Annotated in this window: 18 protein-coding genes and 1 pseudogene; 12 read left to right on the forward strand and 7 right to left on the reverse strand. The window is 73.0% G+C overall.

The genetic code is table 11. The annotated features are described in order from the left end of the window. Positions 1 to 4: 4 nt before the first annotated feature. Together RGE_RS07870 and RGE_RS07875 are read right to left on the reverse strand one after the other, a co-directional pair. Positions 5 to 1681 (reverse strand): electron transfer flavoprotein-ubiquinone oxidoreductase, encoded by a 1677-nt coding sequence (locus tag RGE_RS07870; protein WP_014427809.1) that lies wholly within the window; start codon positions 1679 to 1681, stop codon positions 5 to 7. 71 nt (positions 1682 to 1752) lie between these two features. Continuing rightward, a complete protein-coding gene (locus RGE_RS07875; protein WP_014427810.1) occupies positions 1753 to 2880 on the reverse strand; it encodes an NAD(P)/FAD-dependent oxidoreductase in 1128 nt (375 codons plus the stop codon). A 71-nt stretch (positions 2881 to 2951) separates the two neighbouring features. On the opposite strand from RGE_RS07875, the gene RGE_RS07880 reads away from it, so the two are divergent. The 4 genes from RGE_RS07880 (at position 2952) to RGE_RS07895 (ending at position 5335) form a co-directional block, all read left to right on the forward strand. Next, a complete protein-coding gene (locus RGE_RS07880) occupies positions 2952 to 3734 on the forward strand; it encodes an SDR family oxidoreductase (protein WP_014427811.1) in 783 nt (260 codons plus the stop codon). Between the two features lie 12 nt (positions 3735 to 3746). Continuing rightward, positions 3747 to 4406, forward strand: a complete 660-nt coding sequence (locus RGE_RS07885) for a YceH family protein (RefSeq protein WP_014427812.1) — start codon at positions 3747 to 3749, stop codon at positions 4404 to 4406. 46 nt (positions 4407 to 4452) lie between these two features. Beyond that, a complete protein-coding gene (locus RGE_RS07890; protein ID WP_014427813.1) occupies positions 4453 to 4875 on the forward strand; it encodes an acyl-CoA thioesterase in 423 nt (140 codons plus the stop codon). A gap of 190 nt (positions 4876 to 5065) precedes the next feature. Continuing rightward, complete coding sequence (locus tag RGE_RS07895; protein WP_043783902.1) at positions 5066 to 5335, forward strand: hypothetical protein; 270 nt, start codon at positions 5066 to 5068, stop codon at positions 5333 to 5335. 52 nt (positions 5336 to 5387) lie between these two features. Here the strand turns inward: RGE_RS07895 and RGE_RS07900 are convergent, their stop codons facing one another. Next, positions 5388 to 6062, reverse strand: a complete 675-nt coding sequence (locus RGE_RS07900; protein ID WP_014427815.1) for a glutathione S-transferase — start codon at positions 6060 to 6062, stop codon at positions 5388 to 5390. Between the two features lie 16 nt (positions 6063 to 6078). Then, positions 6079 to 6624: a PAS and helix-turn-helix domain-containing protein gene (locus tag RGE_RS07905; RefSeq protein ID WP_014427816.1), complete on the reverse strand. Its 546-nt coding sequence runs from the start codon at positions 6622 to 6624 to the stop codon at positions 6079 to 6081. A gap of 103 nt (positions 6625 to 6727) precedes the next feature. Between RGE_RS07905 and RGE_RS07910 the strand changes: the two genes are divergently transcribed. From RGE_RS07910 to RGE_RS07935, 6 genes and pseudogenes are all read left to right on the forward strand, one after another. Then, positions 6728 to 7432, forward strand: coding sequence for a CoA transferase subunit A (locus tag RGE_RS07910; protein ID WP_014427817.1), 705 nt, complete (start codon positions 6728 to 6730; stop codon positions 7430 to 7432). Positions 7433 to 7444: 12 nt separating this feature from the next. Next, a pseudogene (locus RGE_RS07915) lies at positions 7445 to 8085 on the forward strand (3-oxoacid CoA-transferase subunit B). A 121-nt stretch (positions 8086 to 8206) separates the two neighbouring features. Next, a complete protein-coding gene (gene ptsP, locus RGE_RS07920; protein WP_014427820.1) occupies positions 8207 to 10723 on the forward strand; it encodes a phosphoenolpyruvate--protein phosphotransferase in 2517 nt (838 codons plus the stop codon). Beyond that, positions 10720 to 11691 (forward strand): 1-phosphofructokinase family hexose kinase, encoded by a 972-nt coding sequence (locus RGE_RS07925; RefSeq protein ID WP_014427821.1) that lies wholly within the window; start codon positions 10720 to 10722, stop codon positions 11689 to 11691. Before ptsP ends, RGE_RS07925 begins: the two co-directional genes overlap by 4 nt. Beyond that, complete coding sequence (locus tag RGE_RS07930; RefSeq protein WP_014427822.1) at positions 11688 to 13445, forward strand: fructose-specific PTS transporter subunit EIIC; 1758 nt, start codon at positions 11688 to 11690, stop codon at positions 13443 to 13445. Before RGE_RS07925 ends, RGE_RS07930 begins: the two co-directional genes overlap by 4 nt. Positions 13446 to 13513: 68 nt before the next feature. Beyond that, positions 13514 to 14737, forward strand: a complete 1224-nt coding sequence (locus RGE_RS07935) for a lanthionine synthetase C family protein (RefSeq protein WP_014427823.1) — start codon at positions 13514 to 13516, stop codon at positions 14735 to 14737. A 1-nt stretch (position 14738) separates the two neighbouring features. Here RGE_RS07935 and RGE_RS07940 read toward each other — a convergent pair whose 3' ends face one another. Beyond that, positions 14739 to 15779, reverse strand: coding sequence for a quinone-dependent dihydroorotate dehydrogenase (locus tag RGE_RS07940; RefSeq protein WP_014427824.1), 1041 nt, complete (start codon positions 15777 to 15779; stop codon positions 14739 to 14741). Between the two features lie 56 nt (positions 15780 to 15835). On the opposite strand from RGE_RS07940, the gene rpiA reads away from it, so the two are divergent. Together rpiA and RGE_RS07950 are read left to right on the forward strand one after the other, a co-directional pair. Next, positions 15836 to 16498 (forward strand): ribose-5-phosphate isomerase RpiA, encoded by a 663-nt coding sequence (gene rpiA, locus RGE_RS07945; protein ID WP_014427825.1) that lies wholly within the window; start codon positions 15836 to 15838, stop codon positions 16496 to 16498. Between the two features lie 116 nt (positions 16499 to 16614). After that, positions 16615 to 16797, forward strand: a complete 183-nt coding sequence (locus RGE_RS07950; RefSeq protein WP_014427826.1) for a hypothetical protein — start codon at positions 16615 to 16617, stop codon at positions 16795 to 16797. On the opposite strand, the gene mnmC is transcribed toward RGE_RS07950, so the two are convergent. Both mnmC and RGE_RS23080 read right to left on the reverse strand, forming a co-directional pair. After that, a complete protein-coding gene (gene mnmC, locus RGE_RS07955; RefSeq protein ID WP_014427827.1) occupies positions 16798 to 18717 on the reverse strand; it encodes an FAD-dependent 5-carboxymethylaminomethyl-2-thiouridine(34) oxidoreductase MnmC in 1920 nt (639 codons plus the stop codon). Further along, positions 18714 to 19643, reverse strand: coding sequence for a heme-dependent oxidative N-demethylase subunit alpha family protein (locus RGE_RS23080; RefSeq protein WP_014427828.1), 930 nt, complete (start codon positions 19641 to 19643; stop codon positions 18714 to 18716). The genes mnmC and RGE_RS23080 overlap by 4 nt, the downstream gene beginning before the upstream one ends. Positions 19644 to 19688 lie beyond the last annotated feature (45 nt).

Genomic DNA, 19688 nt, shown 5'->3' on the forward strand with positions numbered 1-19688 from the left:
GGCTTCACATGCCCGCGTAGTTCGGCCCGCCGCCGCCTTCGGGCGTGACCCAGACGATGTTCTGCGTCGGGTCCTTGATGTCGCAGGTCTTGCAGTGCACGCAGTTCTGGGCGTTGATCTGCAGGCGCTCGCCGCCGTCGGCCGCGGCGACGAACTCGTAGACGCCGGCCGGGCAGTAGCGGCTCTCGGGGCCGGCGTAGCGCGCCAGGTTCACCGCCACCGGCACCGACGCGTCCTTCAGCGTCAGGTGCGCCGGCTGGTTCTCCTCGTGGTTCGTGTTGCTGAGGAAGACCGAACTCAGGCGGTCGAAGGTCAGCTGGCCGTCGGGCTTGGGGTAGGCGATCGGCTCGACCTGGCTGGCCGCGTGCAGTCGTGCGTGGTCCGGCGTGTGGCGGTGGATGGTCCACGGCGGGCTCTTCATGCCCAGCTTGGGCAGCAGCCACTGCTCGATGCCGGTCATCAGCGTGCCGACCGTGTTGCCCTTCTTGAACCAGGTCTTGAAGTTGCGGCTGGCCTCCAGTTCCTCGTGGAGCCAGCTGGTGCGGAAGGCCTGCGGGTAGGCGTCGAGCTCGTCACCGGCGCGGCCGGCGGCGATGGCGGCGGCGGCGGCCTCGGCGGCCATCATGCCGGTCTTGATCGCCGCATGGCTGCCCTTGATGCGCGCCGCGTTCAGCGTGCCGGCTTCGCAGCCGACCAGCGCCCCGCCCGGGAACACCAGCTTGGGCACCGACAGCAGGCCGCCGGCGGTGATCGCGCGGGCGCCGTAGCCGACCCGTTTGCCGCCTTCGATGTGACGCCGGATCGCCGGGTGCGTCTTCCAGCGCTGCATCTCCTCGAACGGGCTGATCCAGGGGTTCTGGTAGTCCAGGCCGACGACGTAGCCGAGCGCGACCTGGTTGCCTTCCATGTGGTACAGGAAGCCGCCGCCGTAGGTCTGCTCGTCGACCGGCCAGCCGGCGCTGTGTAGCACCAGGCCGGGCTTGGCGACCGACTCGGGCACTTCCCACAGCTCCTTGATGCCGATGGCGTAGGTCTGCGGGTCGCGGCCCTTGTCGAGCGCGAAACGCTCGATCAGCCGGCGACCCAGGTGGCCGCGTGCGCCCTCGGCGAAGATCGTGTACTTGCCCAGCAGCTCCATGCCGAGCTGGAAGCCGTCGTGCGGCTGGCCGTCCTTGCCGACCCCCATGTTGCCGGTGGCGACGCCGCGCACCTGGCCGTCCTCGCCGTACAGCACCTCGGCAGCGGCGAAGCCGGGGAAGATCTCGACGCCCAGCTCCTCGGCCTGCGCGGCCATCCAGCGCGTCACCGCGCCCAGGCTGATGATGTAGTTGCCGTGGTTGTGCAGGCAGCCCGGGATCAGCCAGGACGGCGCTTCGTGGTGCGTGCCGTTGGCGTGCAGGAACAGCACCTCGTCCTCGCCGCAGGGCTGGTTCAGCGGCGCGCCGCGTTCCTTCCAGTCGGGGATCAGTTCGGTCAGCGCTCGCGGGTCCATCACCGCGCCGGACAGGATGTGCGCGCCCGGTTCGCTGCCCTTCTCGAGCACGACGACCGACAGTTCGGGGTTCAGCTGCTTGAGCCGGATTGCCGCCGCGAGCCCGCCGGGGCCGGCACCGACGACGACGACGTCGTACTCCATCGCCTCGCGCGGACCGTACTGCTCGAGGATTTCTTCTGGGCTCATCTTGACCTTTGTCTCCTGGGTGAGGCCGCGCGCATTCTATAAGCGCGGGTCCGAAAAAACGAACGGTCGTTCTATTTTTGCGTCGCGCAGGGGACAATCCGGCCGGCCACCTCGTCGGCGAGCGCAAGGCAAGCGGTGAGCCCGGGCGATTCGATGCCGAAGAGCTGCACCACGCCGGGCACGCCGTGCTCGGCCGGACCGGCGACGACGAAGTCCGCCGCCGGCTCGCCGGGGCCCGAGATCTTGGGCCGGATGCCGCTGTACGCCGGCTGCAGCGCGCCGGCTGGCAGGCCCGGCCAGTAGCGCCGGATGTCGGCTTCGAAACCCGCCTGGCGGCCGGGGTCGACGGCGTAGTCCAGCGCCGCCCCGGGCGCCAGCCATTCGACGTCGGGGCCGAAACGCGCCTGGCCGCCCAGGTCCAGCGTCAGGTGCACGCCCAGGCCGCCGTCGACCGGCGTCGGGTAGACGAGGCGCGAGAACGGCGCCCGCCCGGCGAGCGAGAAGTAGTGGCCCTTGGCACGCCAGACCGGCGGCACCGCGGCGGCCGGAAAGCCCTGCATCGCCAGCGCGACCTGCTGCGCGTCGAGTGCCGCGGCGTTGACGATCCAGCGTGTCGCCAGCTCGAAGGGCTCGTCGCCGCCGGTGGCGACGACCCAGCCGTCGCCGTCGCGGCGTGCCCCGGCGAACGGCGAGCGCAGCGCCAGCATCGCGCCGGCGTTCTCGGCGTCGCCGAGCAGCGCGGTCATCAGGCCGTGGCTGTCGACGATGCCCGACGACGGCGACCACAGCGCGCCAGCGCAGGCCAGCGCCGGTTCCATCGCTATCGCCTCGGCGGCCGACAGGCGCTGCAGGTCGACGACGCCGGCGGCGCGGCCGCGGGCCTCGATCGTGTCCAGCTTGGGCAGGTCGGCCGCGGTCGTCGCGACGACCAGCTTGCCGCAGCGCCGCACCTCGACGCCGCGCTCGGCGCAGTAGGCGTAGAGCCGCTCGCGGCCCGCCACGCACAGCCGCGCCTTCAGGCTGCCGGCGGGGTAGTACAGCCCGGCGTGCACGACCTCGCTGTTGCGCGACGAGACGCCGCTGCCGATGGCGCCTTCGCGCTCGAGGATCAGCACCTCCGACCCGGCGCACGCCAGCGCGCGCGCCACCGCGAGGCCGACGACCCCGGCCCCGACGACGACGACTTCGACACGGTCCATGCGGCCATTGTCGGCCACGGCTTCGGTGCTATCGTCCCCGCGCCTCGACAGAGCGAACAAGGACCCCTCCGATGACCTATCAGATCGACCTTTCCGGCCGCGTCGCCTTCGTCACCGGCGCTTCCAGCGGCCTGGGCGCGAGCTTCGCGAAGACGCTGGCGCGTGCCGGTGCCGGCGTGGTGCTGGCCGCGCGCCGCGTCGAGCGGCTGAAGACGCTGCGTGCCGAGATCGAAGCCGAAGGCGGCGATGCCCACGTCGTCGCGCTCGACGTCACCGACACGGCGAGCATCGCCTCGGCCGTGGCCCACGCCGAGACCGAGATGGGCACGATCGACATCCTGGTCAACAACTCGGGCGTCGGCCAGTCGCAGAAGCTCGTCGACGTCTCGCCCGACGACTACGACTTCGTGATGGACACCAACACGCGCGGCGCCTTCTTCGTCGCCCAGGCGGTGGCCAAACGCATGATCGCGCGCAGCCGCGGCACGGCGCCCGGCACCTTCACCGGCGGGCGCATCGTCAACATCGCCTCGGCGGCGGGGCTGCGTGCCTTCGGCCAGCTCGGCGTCTACGCGATGAGCAAGGCCGCGGTGATCCACATGACGCGCTCGATGGCGCTGGAGTGGGGCCGCTACGGCATCAACGTCAACGCCATCTGCCCGGGCTACATCGACACCGAGATCAACCACCACCAGTGGCAGACCGAGGCCGGGCGCAAGCTGGTCGACATGCTGCCGCGCAAGCGCGTCGGCAAGCCCGAGGACCTGGACGCGGTGCTGATGATGCTGTGCGCCAACGAGAGCCACTTCGTCAACGGCGCGGTGATCTCGGCCGACGACGGCTTCGGCATCTGAGGAGCGGCCCGGATGCGTGACCTGACCCCGCTGGAAGCGCGTGTGCTCGGCGTGCTCGTCGAGAAGCAGCACACCGTGCCCGACACCTACCCGCTGTCGCTGAACGCGCTGGTGGCCGGCTGCAACCAGAAGACCGCGCGCCAGCCGGTGATGGAAGCCGCCGACGCCGACGTGCTGGCGGCGCTGGAAGGGCTGAAGTCGCTGGCCCTGGTCAACGAAGTCAGCGGCAGCCGCGTCGTGCGTTTCGATCACAACGCCGCGCGCGGCCTCGGCGTGCCGGGCGCGGCCGTCGCGCTGCTGGCGGTGCTGATGCTGCGCGGCCCGCAGACCGCGGCCGAGCTGCGCCTGAACAGCGAGCGCCTGCACCGCTTCGCCGACATCTCCTCGGTCGAAGGCTTCCTGGAGGAGCTGGCCGAGAAGCAGCCGCCCAAGGTCGTCAAGCTGGCGCGTGCGCCGGGCGAACGCGAGTCGCGCTGGGCGCATCGGCTGTGCGGCGAGGTCGCGCAGCCGGTCTGGCCGGCCGGCGCCGCGGCGCTGCCGGCCGAGGCGGTGTCGGCGGGCGAGCTGTCGGCGCTGAAGGCCGAGCAGGCCCGGCTGGCGGCCGAGGTCGCCGACCTGCGCGCGCTGGTCGAGCGGCTGGCGCGCGAGCTGGGCGTTTCGGCCACCGATTGAACCCCGCGCCCGGTCGCGGGCAGGCCGGGCGACGCTGGAGAGCGCGATGCGTTTCACCCTGCCCGAACACAAGACCCTGACCCACGAGACGGTGATCCCGATCCGTTGGGGCGACATGGACGCGATGGGTCATGTCAACAACACCGTCTACTTCCGCTACCTGGAGATCGCGCGGCTGGAGTGGCTGTACCGCATCGGCGGCCCGGCGCACCCCAGCCACGGCAGCGGCCCGGTGATCGTCAACGCGTTCTGCAACTTCGTGCGCCAGCTCGAGTTCCCCGGCGAGGTGCTGGCGCGCCACTACATCGCCAACCCGGGGCGCACGAGCTTCGAGACCTACGTCGTGATGGAACGTGTCGGTGAGCCCGGCGTCGTCTACGCCGAAGGCGGCGCGAAGACGGTGTGGACAGACTACGCGGCGAAGAAGGCGGTGCCGCTGCCGGCGTCGGTGCGGGCCTTTTTCGGCTAGGCGCGGGCGGTTGTCGCACGCCGGAGGGAGAACCGTCGAGGTGGCGATCAGGTCTGGCGGATCGGCCGTGTGATCATCGCCTCGCTCGGTCTGTGACGGGCCTGCGGTGCTGCCGCGAGGGCTGTCGCAGCCGACGCCTTGATTGATGGAAGCGCCCGCGGGGCGATGAACAATGGACGGTGAACTTCTCTTGCTGCTCCTGCTGTGGGCCCTCGTCACCGCGCTCGTCCTGTGGGGGCTGCGCGCCGGCTGGTTGAAGCCGTCGGGCTTCGTTTCAAGCACTGCCAAGCCCTCCCGCCGGGAGCTGCTGCTGGTGTCGTTCGCCGGCCTGCTCGTGGCCGGCCTCTGGCTCGTCGGCGGCTACTTCTCGCTTCCCGCGTCCTTCGTCTGTGGCTACGGCGTCTTCGCGGTGGGCTGTCTGCGTGTGGTGGCGCAGCGCCTGTACAAGGCACCGAACTAGGCGCTCGCGGCAGGACAACTCGCCTGCCTGAGCGCCGACCGGCGATCCGGCCTCAGCCGATGATCGAATACGGCCCGCCGCGCTCCAGCGCGCGGCCGTAGGCGGCGCGCGTGTGCACGCGCTTCAGCCAGTCCTGCAGCTTCGGGTAGCGGGCATCCAGCCCGGCGCGGGCCGCCGCGGCTTCGAGCGGGAAGCTCATCATCACGTCGGCGGCGCTGAAGGCCTCGCCGGCGAACCAGGGGCGGGCGCTCAGTTCGGCTTCCATGAAAGCCAGCTGCGCGGCGATGTTCGGGGCGATGAAGCTGCCCGTCACCTTGTCGGCGATGCCCTTGACGACGGGCTTGATGAAGAACGGCACCGGCGCGCTGCGCACGCGGTCGAAGACGAGCTTCATCAGCAGCGGCGGCATCGCGCTGCCTTCGGCGAAGTGCAGCCAGTAGGTGAAGCGCCGGCGCGCCTCGGTGGCTGGCGGCGGGCGCAGGCGGCCGTCGGGGTCGTAGGTGTCGAGCAGGTATTCGACGATGGCGCCGGTCTCGGCCACCGTCACCGCGCCGTCGACGATCACCGGCGACTTGCCCAGCGGGTGCACACGCTTCAGTTCGGGCGGCGCGAGCATCGTCTCGCGGTCGCGCTCGTAGCGCTTCACTTCGTAAGCCAGGCCCAGTTCCTCGAGCAGCCACAGCACACGCTGCGAGCGCGAGTTCTCCAGGTGGTGGACGACGATCATGCGTTGTTCTCCAGGTTCAGCCGTTGAGCAGCTTGTTGACCAGTTCGGGCGTCGTCGCCGCGCCCGTCTTGCGCATCAGCCGTGCGCGGTAGACGTCGACCGTGCGCGGGCTGATCGCCAGCTTGCGGCCGATTTCCTTGCTCGTGTGGCCCTCGATGACCAGGGCCGCGATCTCGCGCTCGCGCGGCGTGAAGTCGACCTTCAGCACGCGCCGCGCCGACAGGTCCTCGAAGGACCAGATGCCGGCCGCGTGCGGCGTGCGCGTGTCCAGCGCGTGGCCCGAGACGTGGCACCAGAAGAGTTCGCCGCCGGCGCGCTTCATGATGCGGTCGTCGGCGTAGCGGCCCTGGGCGTCGAGCATCTCGACGATGCGCTCGCCGGTGCGTTCGTATTCGGCCGCAGTCGGGTACAGCACCTCGAAGGACTGGCCGACGATCTGCTCGCGCACGGCGCCGAAGATCGCCAGCATCTCGGCGTTGCAGTCGATCATCACGCGTTCGCGGCTGATCACCAGGCCGATCGGCGCCAGTTCGAACGCGCTGCGGTAGTCCAGCGTCTGCATCGCGGGGTCCTTCGGGGCAGATCCGTAGTCAATTCTACGTAACGACTACTTAACCCCTTACGTAGTACGCTGCGCCGGTTTCCCGAGCGCGAGAGGCGTCCCGATGAAGAAGCTCTATCCGAGCGCGCAGGCCGCGCTCGCCGGCATCGTGCGCGACGGCCAGCTGATGGCCGTCGGCGGCTTCGGCCTGTGCGGCATCCCCGAGGCGCTGATCGCCGCGCTGCGCGACAGCGGCGTCAAGGACCTGACCGTCGTCTCCAACAACGCCGGTGTCGACGGCTTCGGCCTCGGCCAGCTGCTGGAGACGCGCCAGATCCGCAAGATGGTCTCCAGCTACGTCGGCGAGAACAAGGAGTTCGAGCGCCAGTTCCTGGCCGGCGAGCTGGAGCTGGAGTTCACGCCGCAGGGCACGCTGGCCGAGAAGCTGCGGGCCGGCGGCGCCGGCATCCCGGCCTTCTTCACGCGCACCGGCGTCGGCACGCTGGTCGCCGAAGGCAAGGAGACACGCGAGTTCGACGGCAAGCTCTACGTGATGGAGCGCGCCATCGTGCCCGACGTGTCGCTGGCCAAGGCCTGGAAGGCCGACGAGAGCGGCAACCTCGTGTTCCGGCGCACGGCGCGCAACTTCAACCCGGCGGTGATCATGGCCGGGCGCGTCAGCGTCGTCGAAGTCGAGGAGATCGTGCCGGTCGGCACGTTCGACCCGGACGAGGTGCACCTGCCCGGCATCTACGTGCACCGCGTCGTGCACAACCCGCACCCGGAGAAGCGCATCGAGAAGCGCACGATCCGCGAGAAGACCGCCTGAAGGAGCGCGAGCATGGCCTGGACCCACGACGAGATGGCGGCGCGCGCCGCCAAGGAACTGCAGGACGGCTTCTACGTCAACCTCGGCATCGGCCTGCCGACGCTGGTGGCCAACTTCGTGCCGCCGGACATCGAGGTCTGGCTGCAGAGCGAGAACGGCATGCTCGGCATCGGCCCGTTCCCGACCGAGGACGAGGTCGACGCCGACCTGATCAACGCCGGCAAGCAGACGGTGACGACGATCGCCGGCTCCAGCATCTTCGGCAGCCACGACAGCTTCGCGATGATCCGCGGCGGCAAGGTCAACCTGTCGATCCTGGGCGCGATGCAGGTCAGCGCCAAGGGCGACCTGGCCAACTGGATGATCCCCGGCAAGATGGTCAAGGGCATGGGCGGCGCGATGGACCTCGTCGCCGGCGTGCGCAGCGTCGTCGTGCTGATGGAGCACGTCGCGAAGAAGAAGGATGGCTCGGGCTTCGAGTTGAAGATCCTGCGCAGTGCACGCTGCCGCTGACCGGCGTCGGTGTCGTCGACCGCATCATCACCGACCTCGCGGTGCTCGACGTCACGCCGCACGGGCTGAAGGTCGTCGAGATGGCGCCCGGCGTCACGCGCGAGGAGCTGCAGGCCAAGACCGGCGTGCCGCTGCAGTAGCGTTTAGCGTGTTTCGGGCCGCTTTGCGCGGCCCGCGCACGACGACCATCCGGGATGGTCGGAACTCGCCGGTCGCGGCGGCCTGCGCTACCGTCGCGGGAAAAACCGACGGAGAGCCGACGTGTCCACCTTCAACGCCAGCGGCCTGCTGCCGCGCGAACTCGTCCACCTGGACGCTCGCGTGGCCGACAAGGCCGACGCGATCCGACAGGCCACCGGCCTGCTGACCGCCGCCGGTTGCGTGCGCCCGGCTTTCGAAGCCAGCATGCTGCGCCGCGAAGCCGCCGCCGACACCTTCCTCGGCAAGGGCATCGCCATCCCGCACGGCATGGTCGACGAGCGCGAGCTGATCCAGCGCGACGGCATCGCCGTGCTGCAGGTGCGCGACGGCGTCGAATGGAACGCCGGCCAGCGCGCCCATCTGGTCGTCGCCATCGCCGCGCGCTCCGACGCCCACATCGGCATCCTGCGCCGGCTGACGCGGCTGATGGCCGACGACGCGCGCCTGGCGATGCTGGCGCGCACCGACGACCCCGACGCGCTGATCCGCGCGCTGGCCGGCGTCGAGGTCGCGCCCGACGAAGCCGACGCGCCGGCCGAGGACTTCGCGCGCCGCTTCGACTGGGTCGTCGACTACCCGAGCGGTCTGCACGCGCGCCCGGCCACCGAATGGGCCGAGACCGCACGCCGCTTCGCCGCCCGCGTGCGCGTGCGCCACGGCGCCGAAGCCGCCGACGCACGCAACCTGATCGCGCTGCTCCAGCTGGGCCTGCGCTACGGCGACACCGTCACCGTCTCGGCCGACGGCCCCGACGCCGCCGACGCGCTGGCCACGCTGCGCATCGTGCTCGCCGGCCTGAGCGCGCGCGAGAAGGCCGACGCCGAGAAGGCCGAGCGCAAGCGCCGTGCCGCCGCCGGCGCCTGGCAGCCGCCGGGTGCAGCCGAGGCCGTCACCGGGGTCGGCGCGTCGCCGGGGCTGGCGATCGGCCGGCTGCACCGCCTGCACGCCGGGCCGATGGTCGTGCCCGACGAGCCGGTCGACCTGGTCGAGGCCGCCGACCGATTGCACGGCGCGCTGGCGCGTGCCCGCGACGAGCTGCGTGCCGTCGCCGACGACACCAGCCGCCGCCTGGGCGCCGCCGACGCGGCGATCTTCCGCGCCCAGGCCGAGCTGCTGAACGACCCGGCGCTGATCACGCTGGCTTCGCAGCACCTGGTCGAAGGCCACGGCGTCGCCTGGGCCTGGCACGCGGCCGTCGAGGAGACCGCCGGCCGCCTGGCCTCGCTGGGCAACGCCGTGCTCGCCGGCCGGGCGACCGATCTGCGCGACGTCGGCCACCGCGTGCTGGCGCAGATCGACCCGGCGCTGGCGCGCCCGGCCGCCGCCGAGGTGCCGGCCGGCAGCATCCTCGTCGCCGAGGACCTGACGCCCAGCGACACCGCCGGGCTGGACGCCGAGCGCGTCGTCGGCATCGTCACCGCCCAGGGCGGGCCGACCTCGCACACCGCGATCCTGGCGCGCACGCTGGGGCTGCCGGCGGTGGTCGGTGCGGGGGCCGCGCTGGCGGCGCTGGAAGCCGGCGCCCCGGCCATCGTCGACGGCAGCGGCGGCCGGCTGTTCCTGGCGCCGTCGGACGCTGACCTGGCCTCGGCGCGCGCCTGGATCGCCGCCGAGGAGGCGCGCCGCGCCCAGGCCGCCGAGGCGCGCGCGCTGCCGGCGCGCACGCGCGACGGCCACTCGGTCTCGATCGGCGCCAACATCAACCTCGCCGACCAGGCCGCGTTCGCGATCGCCCAGGGCGCCGAAGGTGTCGGCCTGATGCGCACCGAGTTCCTGTTCCTCGAACGCGGCGAGACGCCGTCCGAGGAAGACCAGTACCAGGCCTACAAGGCGATGGCCGACGCGCTGCAGGGCCGGCCGCTGGTCATCCGCGCGCTGGACATCGGCGGCGACAAGCAGGTCGCGCATCTGGAGCTGCCGCGCGAGGAGAACCCCTTCCTCGGCGTGCGCGGCGCCCGCCTGCTGCTGCGCCGGCCCGAGCTGCTGGTGCCGCAGATCCGCGCGCTGTACCGCGCCGGCCGCGACGGCGCGCCGATCTCGGTGATGTTCCCGATGATCACCTCGGCTGCCGAGCTGCTGGCGCTGCGCGAGACCTGCGAGCGCATCCGCGAGGAGCTGCAGGCGCCCAAGCTGCCGCTGGGCATCATGATCGAGGTGCCGTCGGCGGCGCTGCTGGCCGCCGACCTGGCCCAGCACGCCGACTTCTTCTCGATCGGCACCAACGACCTGACGCAGTACACGCTGGCCATCGACCGCCAGAACCCGGTGCTCGCGCCCGAGGCCGACAGCCTGCACCCGGCGGTGCTGCGGCTGATCGGGCTGACGGTGCAGGGCGCGCACATGCACGGCCGCTGGGTCGGCGTCTGCGGCGGCCTGGCGGGCGACCCGCACGGCGCCGCGCTGCTCGCCGGCCTGGGCGTCGACGAGCTGTCGATGACGCCGCGCGACATCCCGGCGGTCAAGGAGCGGCTGCGCGCCGCCGAGCTGCCGGCGCTGCAGGCGCTGGCACGCCAGGCGCTGGCCGCGCCCGACGCCGCCGCGGTGCGTGCGCTGGCCGACGGCGGGGAGGGCGCATGACGATGCGCTGCGTCAGCTTCAACCCGGCGATCGACCAGACGGTGACGCTGGAACGCCTGGTGCCCGGCGAGGTGGTGCGCGCGCTCGCCGTGCGCCACGACGCCGGCGGCAAGGGCGTCAACGTCGCCTCCTGCCTGGCCGACGCCGGCCAGGCGGTCGAGCTGCACGGGCTGCTGGGCCGCGACAACGCGGCGATCTTCGAGCAGCTCTTCGCCGCCAAAGGCATCGCCGACCGGCTGCGCCGCGTGCCGGGCGCGACACGCACCAACGTCAAGCTGCTGGAGACCGGCGGCCGCACGACCGACGTCAACCTGCCGGGCTTCACGGCCGCCGAGGCCGACGCCGAGGCGGTGTTCACCGGGCTGGCGCAGGTCGGCGCCGGCGAACTGGTCGTGATCTCCGGCAGCCAGCCGGCCGGGCTGGCCGCCGACACCAGCGCGCGCCTGGTCGCGGCGCTGGCCGGGCGCGGCGCACGCGTCGTCGCCGACCTCAGCGGCGTGGCGCTGGACGCCGTGCTCGCCCTCCCGCCCGGCGCGCTGCCGCACGCCGTCAAACCCAACCGCGCCGAGCTCGAAGCCTGGGCCGGGCGGCGCTTCGACGAACGCGCGGCGCTGGTCGACGCGGCGCGCGCGCTGGTCGCACGCGGCATCGCGCTGGTCGTCGTCTCGCTGGGCACCGACGGTGCGGCCTTCGTCAGCGCCGACGGCGCGCTGCAGGCGGCGCCGCCGCGGCTGGCGACCGGCAGCACGGTCGGCGCCGGCGACGCGATGGTCGCCGGCATCGCCTCGGCGCTGGCCGACGGCCTGGCGCTGGACGCGCTGGCGCGTCGTGCGACGGCTTTTGCCGCCGGCAAGCTGGGGCGCGAAGGCGCGCACCTGCCGCCGGCCGCCGAACTGGATGCCCTGGCCGCCGCCGTGCGGCCGCAGCCGCTGGACGTCTGGGCCGCGGCCCCCGGGAGCAGAACATGAGTCACATCGTTGCCGTCGTCGGTGCCGGGGACCGCGGCACCCACGCCTACCTCGTGCGCGAGGCCTTGAAGCGCGCCGCGCGCGAGGCCGGGCGCACGATCGCCGTCGAGCTGCACACCGACGACGGTGTGATCGACCCGCTGGACGCCGCCGCGCTGCGTGAGGCGCATGCCTTGCTGCTGGTCGGCGACCTGCGGCCCGACGCACGTTTCGACGGCCTGTCGCCGTACACCGCGACGCTGGCCGAGGTGCTGCACGACGCCCGCGCCGTGCTCGTGCTGGCCGGGGCCGCAGCGGCGACGCCGGCGGCTTCCGCAGCGGCCCGGCCGGCCGCGCCGGCCGGCGCCACGCCTGCCGCTGCGGCGGCGCTGAAGATCGTCGCCATCACCTCCTGCCCGACCGGCATCGCGCACACCTTCATGGCCGCCGAAGGGCTGCAGGAAGGCGCCAAGGCGCTGGGCCACCAGATCCGCGTCGAGACCCAGGGCTCGGTCGGCTCGCAGGATGCGCTGACGGCCGAGGAGATCGCCGCCGCCGACCTGGTGCTGGTCGCAGCCGACCGCCAGGTGGAGCTGTCGCGTTTCGCCGGCAAGCGCCTGTTCCAGTCGCCGACCAAACCGGCGATCGGCGATGGCGCCGGGCTCATCAAACGGGCGCTGGCCGAGGCGCGTGTGTACGGCGGCGAAACCGCGCCGCAGGCGGCTTCGGCCGCTGCCCCGGCCGCACGCACCGGCGTCTACAAGCACCTGATGACCGGCGTGTCCTTCATGCTGCCCTTCGTCGTCGCCGGCGGGCTGCTGATCGCGATCGCCTTCGCGCTCGGCGGCATCTACGTCTACGAGGACGTGCACAAGGGCACGCTGGGCTGGACGCTGTTCCAGATCGGCGCCAAGGGCGCGTTCACGCTGATGGTGCCGGCGCTGGCCGGCTACATCGCCTATTCGATCGCCGACCGGCCGGGCATCACGCCGGGCATGACCGGCGGCGTCATCGCCGGGGCGATCGGCGCCGGTTTCCTGGGCGGCATCGTCGCCGGCTTCATCGCCGGTTACGGCGTGCTGTGGCTGAACAAGGCGATCAAGCTGCCGCGCACGCTGGAGGGCCTCAAGCCCGTGCTGATCCTGCCGCTGCTGGGCACGGCGGCGACCGGGCTCTTGATGTACTACGTCGTCGGCGCGCCGGCGGCCACGCTGCTGGCGGCGCTGACCACCTGGCTGCAAGGCATGCAGGGCGCGTCGGCGGTCGTGCTCGGGCTGATCCTGGGCGGCATGATGGCGGTGGACATGGGCGGGCCGATCAACAAAGCGGCCTACGTCTTCGGCACGACGCTGATCGCGGCCAACGTCACCGAGCCGATGGCGGCGGTGATGTGCGCCGGCATGACGCCGCCGCTGGCGCTGGCCGTGGCCTGCAAGCTGCTGCCCTCGCGTTTCACCGCCGAGGAGCGTGAAGCCGGCAACGCCGCTTTCGTGCTCGGGCTGGCTTTCGTCACCGAAGGCGCGATCCCGTTCGCGGCGCGCGACCCGCTGCGCGTGATCCCGTCGCTGATCGCCGGCTCGGCGGTCGCCGGCGCGATCTGCCTGGCGATGGGCGTGCAGCTCAAGGTGCCGCACGGCGGTGTCTTCGTGCTGCCGATCCCGAACGCGGTGACGCACCTGGGCGCCTTCGTCGTCGCGCTGGTGGTCGGCACCGCGGTGTCGGTGGCGGCGCTGGCGATCGCCAAGCGCCGCGTCGTGGCGCCGGCGGCGGCATGAGCCCTCAGGACTTGTCCGGGGCTCATTCCCGCCTGGCGGGACCGGCCGTCAGGCCGTAGGGTGCTCCAGTGAGCGTCGTTCTTCTCGACCCTTCGCGCCACGAGCCGCTGGCGGCGGCCTGGTCCGAAGCCGCGGCCCGCCAGTCGCTGGCGCGCATCGTCGCATCGGCGCTGGACGAAGCCGACGCGCTCGGCTGGCCCGCCCACCCGCTGGACGACCCCGAATCGCCCGACGACCACCGCCACGCGCTCTACGAGGGCGCCGGCGGCGTGCTGTGGACGCTGCGCCGGCTGGTGCAGGACGGCGCGATCGCCGATTCGCCGCGGCGCCGGGCGCTGGAAGACCGCCTGCTCGACGGCCTCGTCGAACGCAACGCCGCGGCGCGCAAGCCCGACGAACGCGGTTCGTTCTGGCTCGGCGACACCGGGCTGGAACTGCTGGCCTGGCAGGTGACGAAAGACGCCGCGACGCTGGACCGGCTGGAGGCGCTGCTGACGGCGCAACTCGATCACCCGTCGCTGGAGTCGCTGTGGAGCTTCCCGGGCAGCGCGCTGGCCGCGGTGCACCTGGCCGAGCAAGACGGTGGCGCACGCTGGCGCTCGCTGGCCGAAGCGGCGGTCGCGCGGCTGCAGGCGACGCTCATCGCCGACCCGGAGACCGGCACGCCGGTCTGGGAGCAGGACCTCTACGGCCGCCGTGTGCGCTGGCTGGGTGCCGGCCACGGGCTGGCCGGCAACGTCTACCTGGCGCTGCGGGCGCGCCGTCTGGTGCCCGAGGCCGCGGTCGCGTCGCTGCTGGACGGCGCGTACACGACGCTGGCCGCGACCGCGCTGCGTGGTGAAGGCGAGCAGCGGGGCGCCTGGAACTGGCACCCGATGATCGACGCCGCGCGGGTCGCCGGCCGGCTGCCGCTGCTGCAGGACTGCCACGGCTCGCCCGGCATCCTCGCCCGGCTGGCCGACGCGCCGCGTACGCCCGAGTGGGACGAACTGCTGCTCGCCGCCGGCGAAGCGGTCTGGCTCGCCGGCCCGCTGAACAAGGGCCCGAGCCTGTGCCATGGCACGGCCGGCAACGCGCTCGCGCTGCTGCGCCTGGCCGAGCGCAGCGGCGACGATCGCTGGCGCGAACGTGGCCTGGCGATGCTGGCGCACGCCGCGGCCCAGGTCGAGACTGCGCGCGCTCACCACGGCCGCGGCCGGCCGTCCTTGTGGACCGGCGACCTGGGCGTCGCCTGGGTGCTGGCCGAGGCGCTGGCCGGGCGCGCCCGGCTGGCGCTGCTCGACGTGTTCTGAGTCAGCGTCGCGCCAGCGCGCGCGCCGCTTCGCCGACCAGCGCGGAGCCGCGGTAGATCAGCCCGGTGTAGATCTGCACCAGGTCGGCGCCGGCTTCGATCTTGGCGCGAGCGTCCTCGGCGTCCATCACGCCGCCGACGCCGATGATCGGGAAACCCGCGCCCAGCGCAGCGCGCAGCCGGCGGATGACGCGGTTGCTGGCTTCGGCCACCGGCCGGCCCGACAGGCCGCCGGTTTCTTCGGCGTGGCGCAAGCCCTGCACGGCCTCGCGCGAGATCGTCGTGTTGGTGGCGATGACGCCGTCCAGCCCGTGCCGGCGCAGCGTCGCGGCGACGACGTCGACCTGGGCTTCGTCGAGGTCGGGCGCGATCTTCACGAACATCGGCACGCGCCGGCCCAGCGTCCCGGCGAGTGCGTCGCGGCGCGCGGCGAGTGCGCCCAGCAGCGCGTCGAGCGCCTCGTCGCTCTGCAGCGCACGCAGGTTCTTCGTGTTCGGGCTGGAGATGTTGACGGCCACGTAGTCGGCGTGCGGCGCGACGCCGTCCAGGCCGATCAGGTAGTCGTCGACGGCGTTCTCGATCGGCGTCGCGGCGTTCTTGCCGATGTTGAGGCCCAGGATGCCGCCGCCGGCGCGGAAGGACTTCGCCCGCTGCACGTTGGCGACGAAAGCCGCCAGGCCGTCGTTGTTGAAGCCCATGCGGTTGATCAGCGCCCCGGCCTCGGGCAGGCGGAACATTCGCGGCTTCGGGTTGCCGGGCTGCGGCTTGGGCGTCACGGTGCCGACCTCGATGAAGCCGAAGCCCATCGCGCCCAGCGCGTCGATGCAGCGGCCGTTCTTGTCCAGCCCGGCGGCCAGGCCGATGCGGTTGGGGAAACGCAGGCCGGCGACGGTGACCGGGTCGTCGATGCGCGTCTCGCTCCAGGCGCAGCGCAGCGGCGTGTCCTGCAGCCGGGCCAGGCCGGAGATCGTCAGGTCGTGGGCGGCTTCGGGGTCGAGGCCGAAGAGGAAGCGGCGGGCCAGGCCGTAAGGCAGCAAGGACATGGGCGGCGATTGTCGCAAACGGTGTCGCGCCCGGCCGGCGCGGATAATCGGCGCCCATGACACAGGACGAACTGAAGGCCCTGGTCGCCCAAGCGGCGATCGAGCACGTCGTCCCGGGCGCGCTGGTCGGCGTGGGCACGGGATCGACGGTCAACCACTTCATCGACGCGCTCGCGAAGATCAAGGACCGCATCGCCGGCGCGGTGTCGAGCTCGGTGCAGAGCACCGAACGGCTGCGCCGCCACGGCATCCCGGTCGTCGAGGCCGCGGCGCTGGACAAGCCGCTGCCGGTCTACGTCGACGGCGCCGACGAGATCGACCACCACGGCTACATGATCAAGGGCGGCGGCGCGGCGCTGACGCGAGAGAAGATCGTCGCCGACCTGGCCGAACGTTTCGTCTGCATCGCCGACGAGAGCAAGCTCGTCGACACGCTGGGGCGTTTCCCGCTGCCGGTCGAGGTGATCACGATGGCCGCGCCGCAGATCGCGCGCCGCTTCGAGGCCATGGGCGCCACCGCGACGCTGCGCCTGGGCGTGACGACCGACAACGGCCACCCGATCCTCGACGTGCGCGGCCTGAAGATCGCCGATCCGCTGGCGCTGGAGACCGAGATCAACCAGTGGCCGGGCGTCGTGACGGTGGGCATCTTCGCGCGCCACAAGGCCAGCCTGTGCCTGCTGGGCACCGCCGGCGGCGTGCGCACGCTGCGTTTCTAGAGCCTGTTCCCGAGGGCGGCCGGCGTCGAGCTTGGCCCTTCTCAAACCCGCGCCATTGCGGTGCCCGGGCACGATGCCCGGCCCCATAATGGCGCCCCCTGATCAAAGGACCGCCCGTGGCCAAACCGAATTACGCCTTCGAAAAGCGCCAGCGAGAACTCGCCAAGAAGCGCAAGAAGGAGGAAAAGGCATCGCGCAAGGCCAGCCCCTCGCAGCACGACGATGCGCCGCAGGGCCAGCCCGGCGAGGCTGCGGCCGAGAATCCGCCGCCGGCCGGCAACACGCCGCGCGAAGACTGATCAGCCGCGGCGCCGCAAGGCGCGCGCCGCGAAACGCGCCGGATCGACGGCGTCCACCAGGTCCTGCTCCAGCGGCCACGGCGCGCCGGTGGCCATCGCCGCCACCAGGCGGCCGGCCAGCGGCGCCAGCGTGATGCCGCGGCTGCCCAGCGCCGTGCAGGCGAACAGCCCCTCGTGCCGCGGCCAGCGCCGCGGCTGCTCGGCGCGGTGCGCCGGCACCGCGGCCGGCAGCGCGCCGACGATCGGCATCTTGTCCTCCGCCGCCAGCCGCCAGCCGACCCGCCCGGGCCAGGCTCGTGCGTCGGGCGGCGGCTCCAGCCCGGTCAGGCGTTTCAGCTTGGCGAGGTTCTCGGCGTGGTCGGCTTCGCGCCGTGCCGGGTCTTCGTCGCCGGCCTGGCTGCTGGCACCGAAGACGACGCCGCCGTCGGGCCCGGGCAGCGCGTAGCCGCCACCGGCCACCGGCAACGCCAGCGGCGCACGCGGGCCCGTCCAGGCGCTGACCTGGCCGCGCACGCGCTGCAGCGGCCAGGCGCAGGCCTCGGGCATCCAGGCTGCGGCCAGGCGCGCGGCGTCGGAGGCATTGGCCAGCACGACGATCGCCGTCTCGGCCAGCGTGCCGCCGGCCGCGTTGAGCAGCCGCCAGCGCCCGCCGGCGCGTTCCAGCCGCGCGACCTCGGTGCCGCCGACGAAAGCCACGCCCGGCGTCGCGATCCAGTGCGCCGCCAGCGAGGCCGGTGAACACCAGCCGGCGCCCGGGTAGAACCAGGCCGGCGAGGGCAGCGCCAGCCCGGCCAGCGCCGAGGCCGCGGCGGTGTCCAGCACCTGCACCCAGTCGGCCGGCAGCCCGGCGCGGGTGGCGAGCGCCTGCATCGCCTCCACCGGCCCGGCGTCCAGGCGCAGCAGGCCGCGCGTCGAACCGGGCACGAGACCGGCGTCGAACAGCGGGGCGTAAGTGCGTGTCGCGAGCAAGGCCCCGGCGCGCAGCAGCCGCGCGTGCGGGCCGTCGTCGGCGTTCACGGTGCCGTGGAAGATGCCGGCCGGGTTGCCCGAGGTCTCGGCGCCGGGCGCGGCCTGGCGTTCGAAGACGGTTACCGCCAGCCCTTCGGCGGCCAGGGCCTGCGCGACCGCGGCGCCCGCCAGCCCGGCGCCGATGACGACCGCGTCGCGCGCCAACGGCTGGGCCGCGGCGTCGCGCGGCGGCGGCGGAGGCAGATAACGCGGCGCGTAGCGGGCGACGCTGATCTCGCGTTTGCCGCCGATGCCGGCGCGGCGTTCGAGTTCGAAACCGACCGCCGCCAGCCCGTCGCGCACCGCGCGTGCGACGCTCCAGGTGGCCGCCGTCGTGCCCGGCGCCGACAGGCGCGCCAGCGCCTGGAACACCGGCGCCGACCACATCGCGGCGTTGCGGCCGGGCGCGAAGCCGTCGAGATAGATCGCGTCGGCCACCAGGCGCAGCTCGGGCAGCAGTGCCGCGGCGTCGCCGTAACCCAGCAGCAGGCGCACGCGGCCGCCGTCGAAATCGATCGTGTGCAGCCCGGGTGTCGCCGGCGGCCAGGCGGCGACGAGTTCGGCCGCCAGTTCCGGCTGCGGCGAGCCGTGCAGCGCCCGCGCCAGGTCGGCGCGCGTCGGCGGATGGTGTTCGACGCTGACGAAGACCAGCTGCGCACAGCGCGCCGGGTCGTCGCGCCACGCGGCCCAGGTGGCGAGGAAGTTGTTGCCCAGGCCGAAGCCGGTCTCGGCGACGACGAAACGCCGCTGCCCGGCCCAGCGCCCGGGCAGGCCGTTGCCGGCCAGGAACACGTGCCGCGCCTGCTCGAAGGCGCCGACCTGGGCGTGGTAGACGTCGCCGAAGTCCGGCGCGTGCGGCAGGCCGGCGGCGTCGAAATCGATGCGCGCCGGGACGACAGGTTCGGTTTTCATGTCTGCGTGCGGAGCCAGGCCAGCAGCGGCTCGCGCACGCCGCCCAGGCCGCGGTAGGCCAGCACCGCCGGGCTCATCGATTCGATCGCCGCGTGCAGCCGCGCGGCGCGGCCGGGTTCGGCCAGCGCCTCGGCCAGCGGCTGCAGCTGGACTTCGATCGTGAACACCGCCTGGCGCCGGCCTGGCACCGGCAGGAAGGTCTGGCGCTCGGTGCGCCACGCGGCGCGTTCGACCGGCGTGTGGCGCCAAGCGTCGGGGTCGACGCGGCGCGGGTGGGCGTGCAGCCGCGGGTGCGGCGTGACGTTCCAGACGAAACGTTCGCGTGCGCCGCCGTCGGTGACGAGCCGCGTCAGGCCTTCGGCGGCCTGGACGATGAGGCGGTTGTCGGCCACCGGCGCGTGCACGGCGGCGAAGCCGCGGCCGATCTTGTCTTCTGGCGCCCAGTGCGAGGGCAGGGCGACGGCCAGCCAGGGCAGGCTGGCGTCGTCACCGTCGACGACGGCGAAGTCTTCGGCGAAGCCGAGCGACAGCAGCCCGGCGCGGCGCCACGGCGGCGGCAGCAGCTTCAGGCAGCGTTCGATCTCTTCGCCGGGGCCGAAACGCGCGTCGTCGGCACGCTCGACACGCTCGCCGTGCACCGCGACGCCGAAACGCCGGGCCGTGGCGCGTTCGCCGTCCCAGGCGAAGGCCTCCGGATGTTCGGCGGCGGCGTGCGCACACAGCGCGTCCAGCGCCGGGGCGGCGTCGAAACCCGGGCGCACGAGCAGCGCGTCGCTGGCGAAGGCCGAGAGCACGGCCAGCTTCTCGCGCTGGTGGCGCGAGCCCGCGGCCAGCGGCGTCAGGTGGTTGGCGCCCGGCGCCAGGCGGCGCAGCCCGGGCTGCATGCGAAACGGCGCCGAGACCGCCGCGTCGAAGTCGAAGGCCATGCGTCGATGATGCCCCAGCAACGACAAAGGGCACCTCGCGGTGCC

The sequence above is a fragment of the Rubrivivax gelatinosus IL144 genome, from assembly GCF_000284255.1.
GTDB lineage: Bacteria > Pseudomonadota > Gammaproteobacteria > Burkholderiales > Burkholderiaceae_C > Rubrivivax > Rubrivivax gelatinosus_A.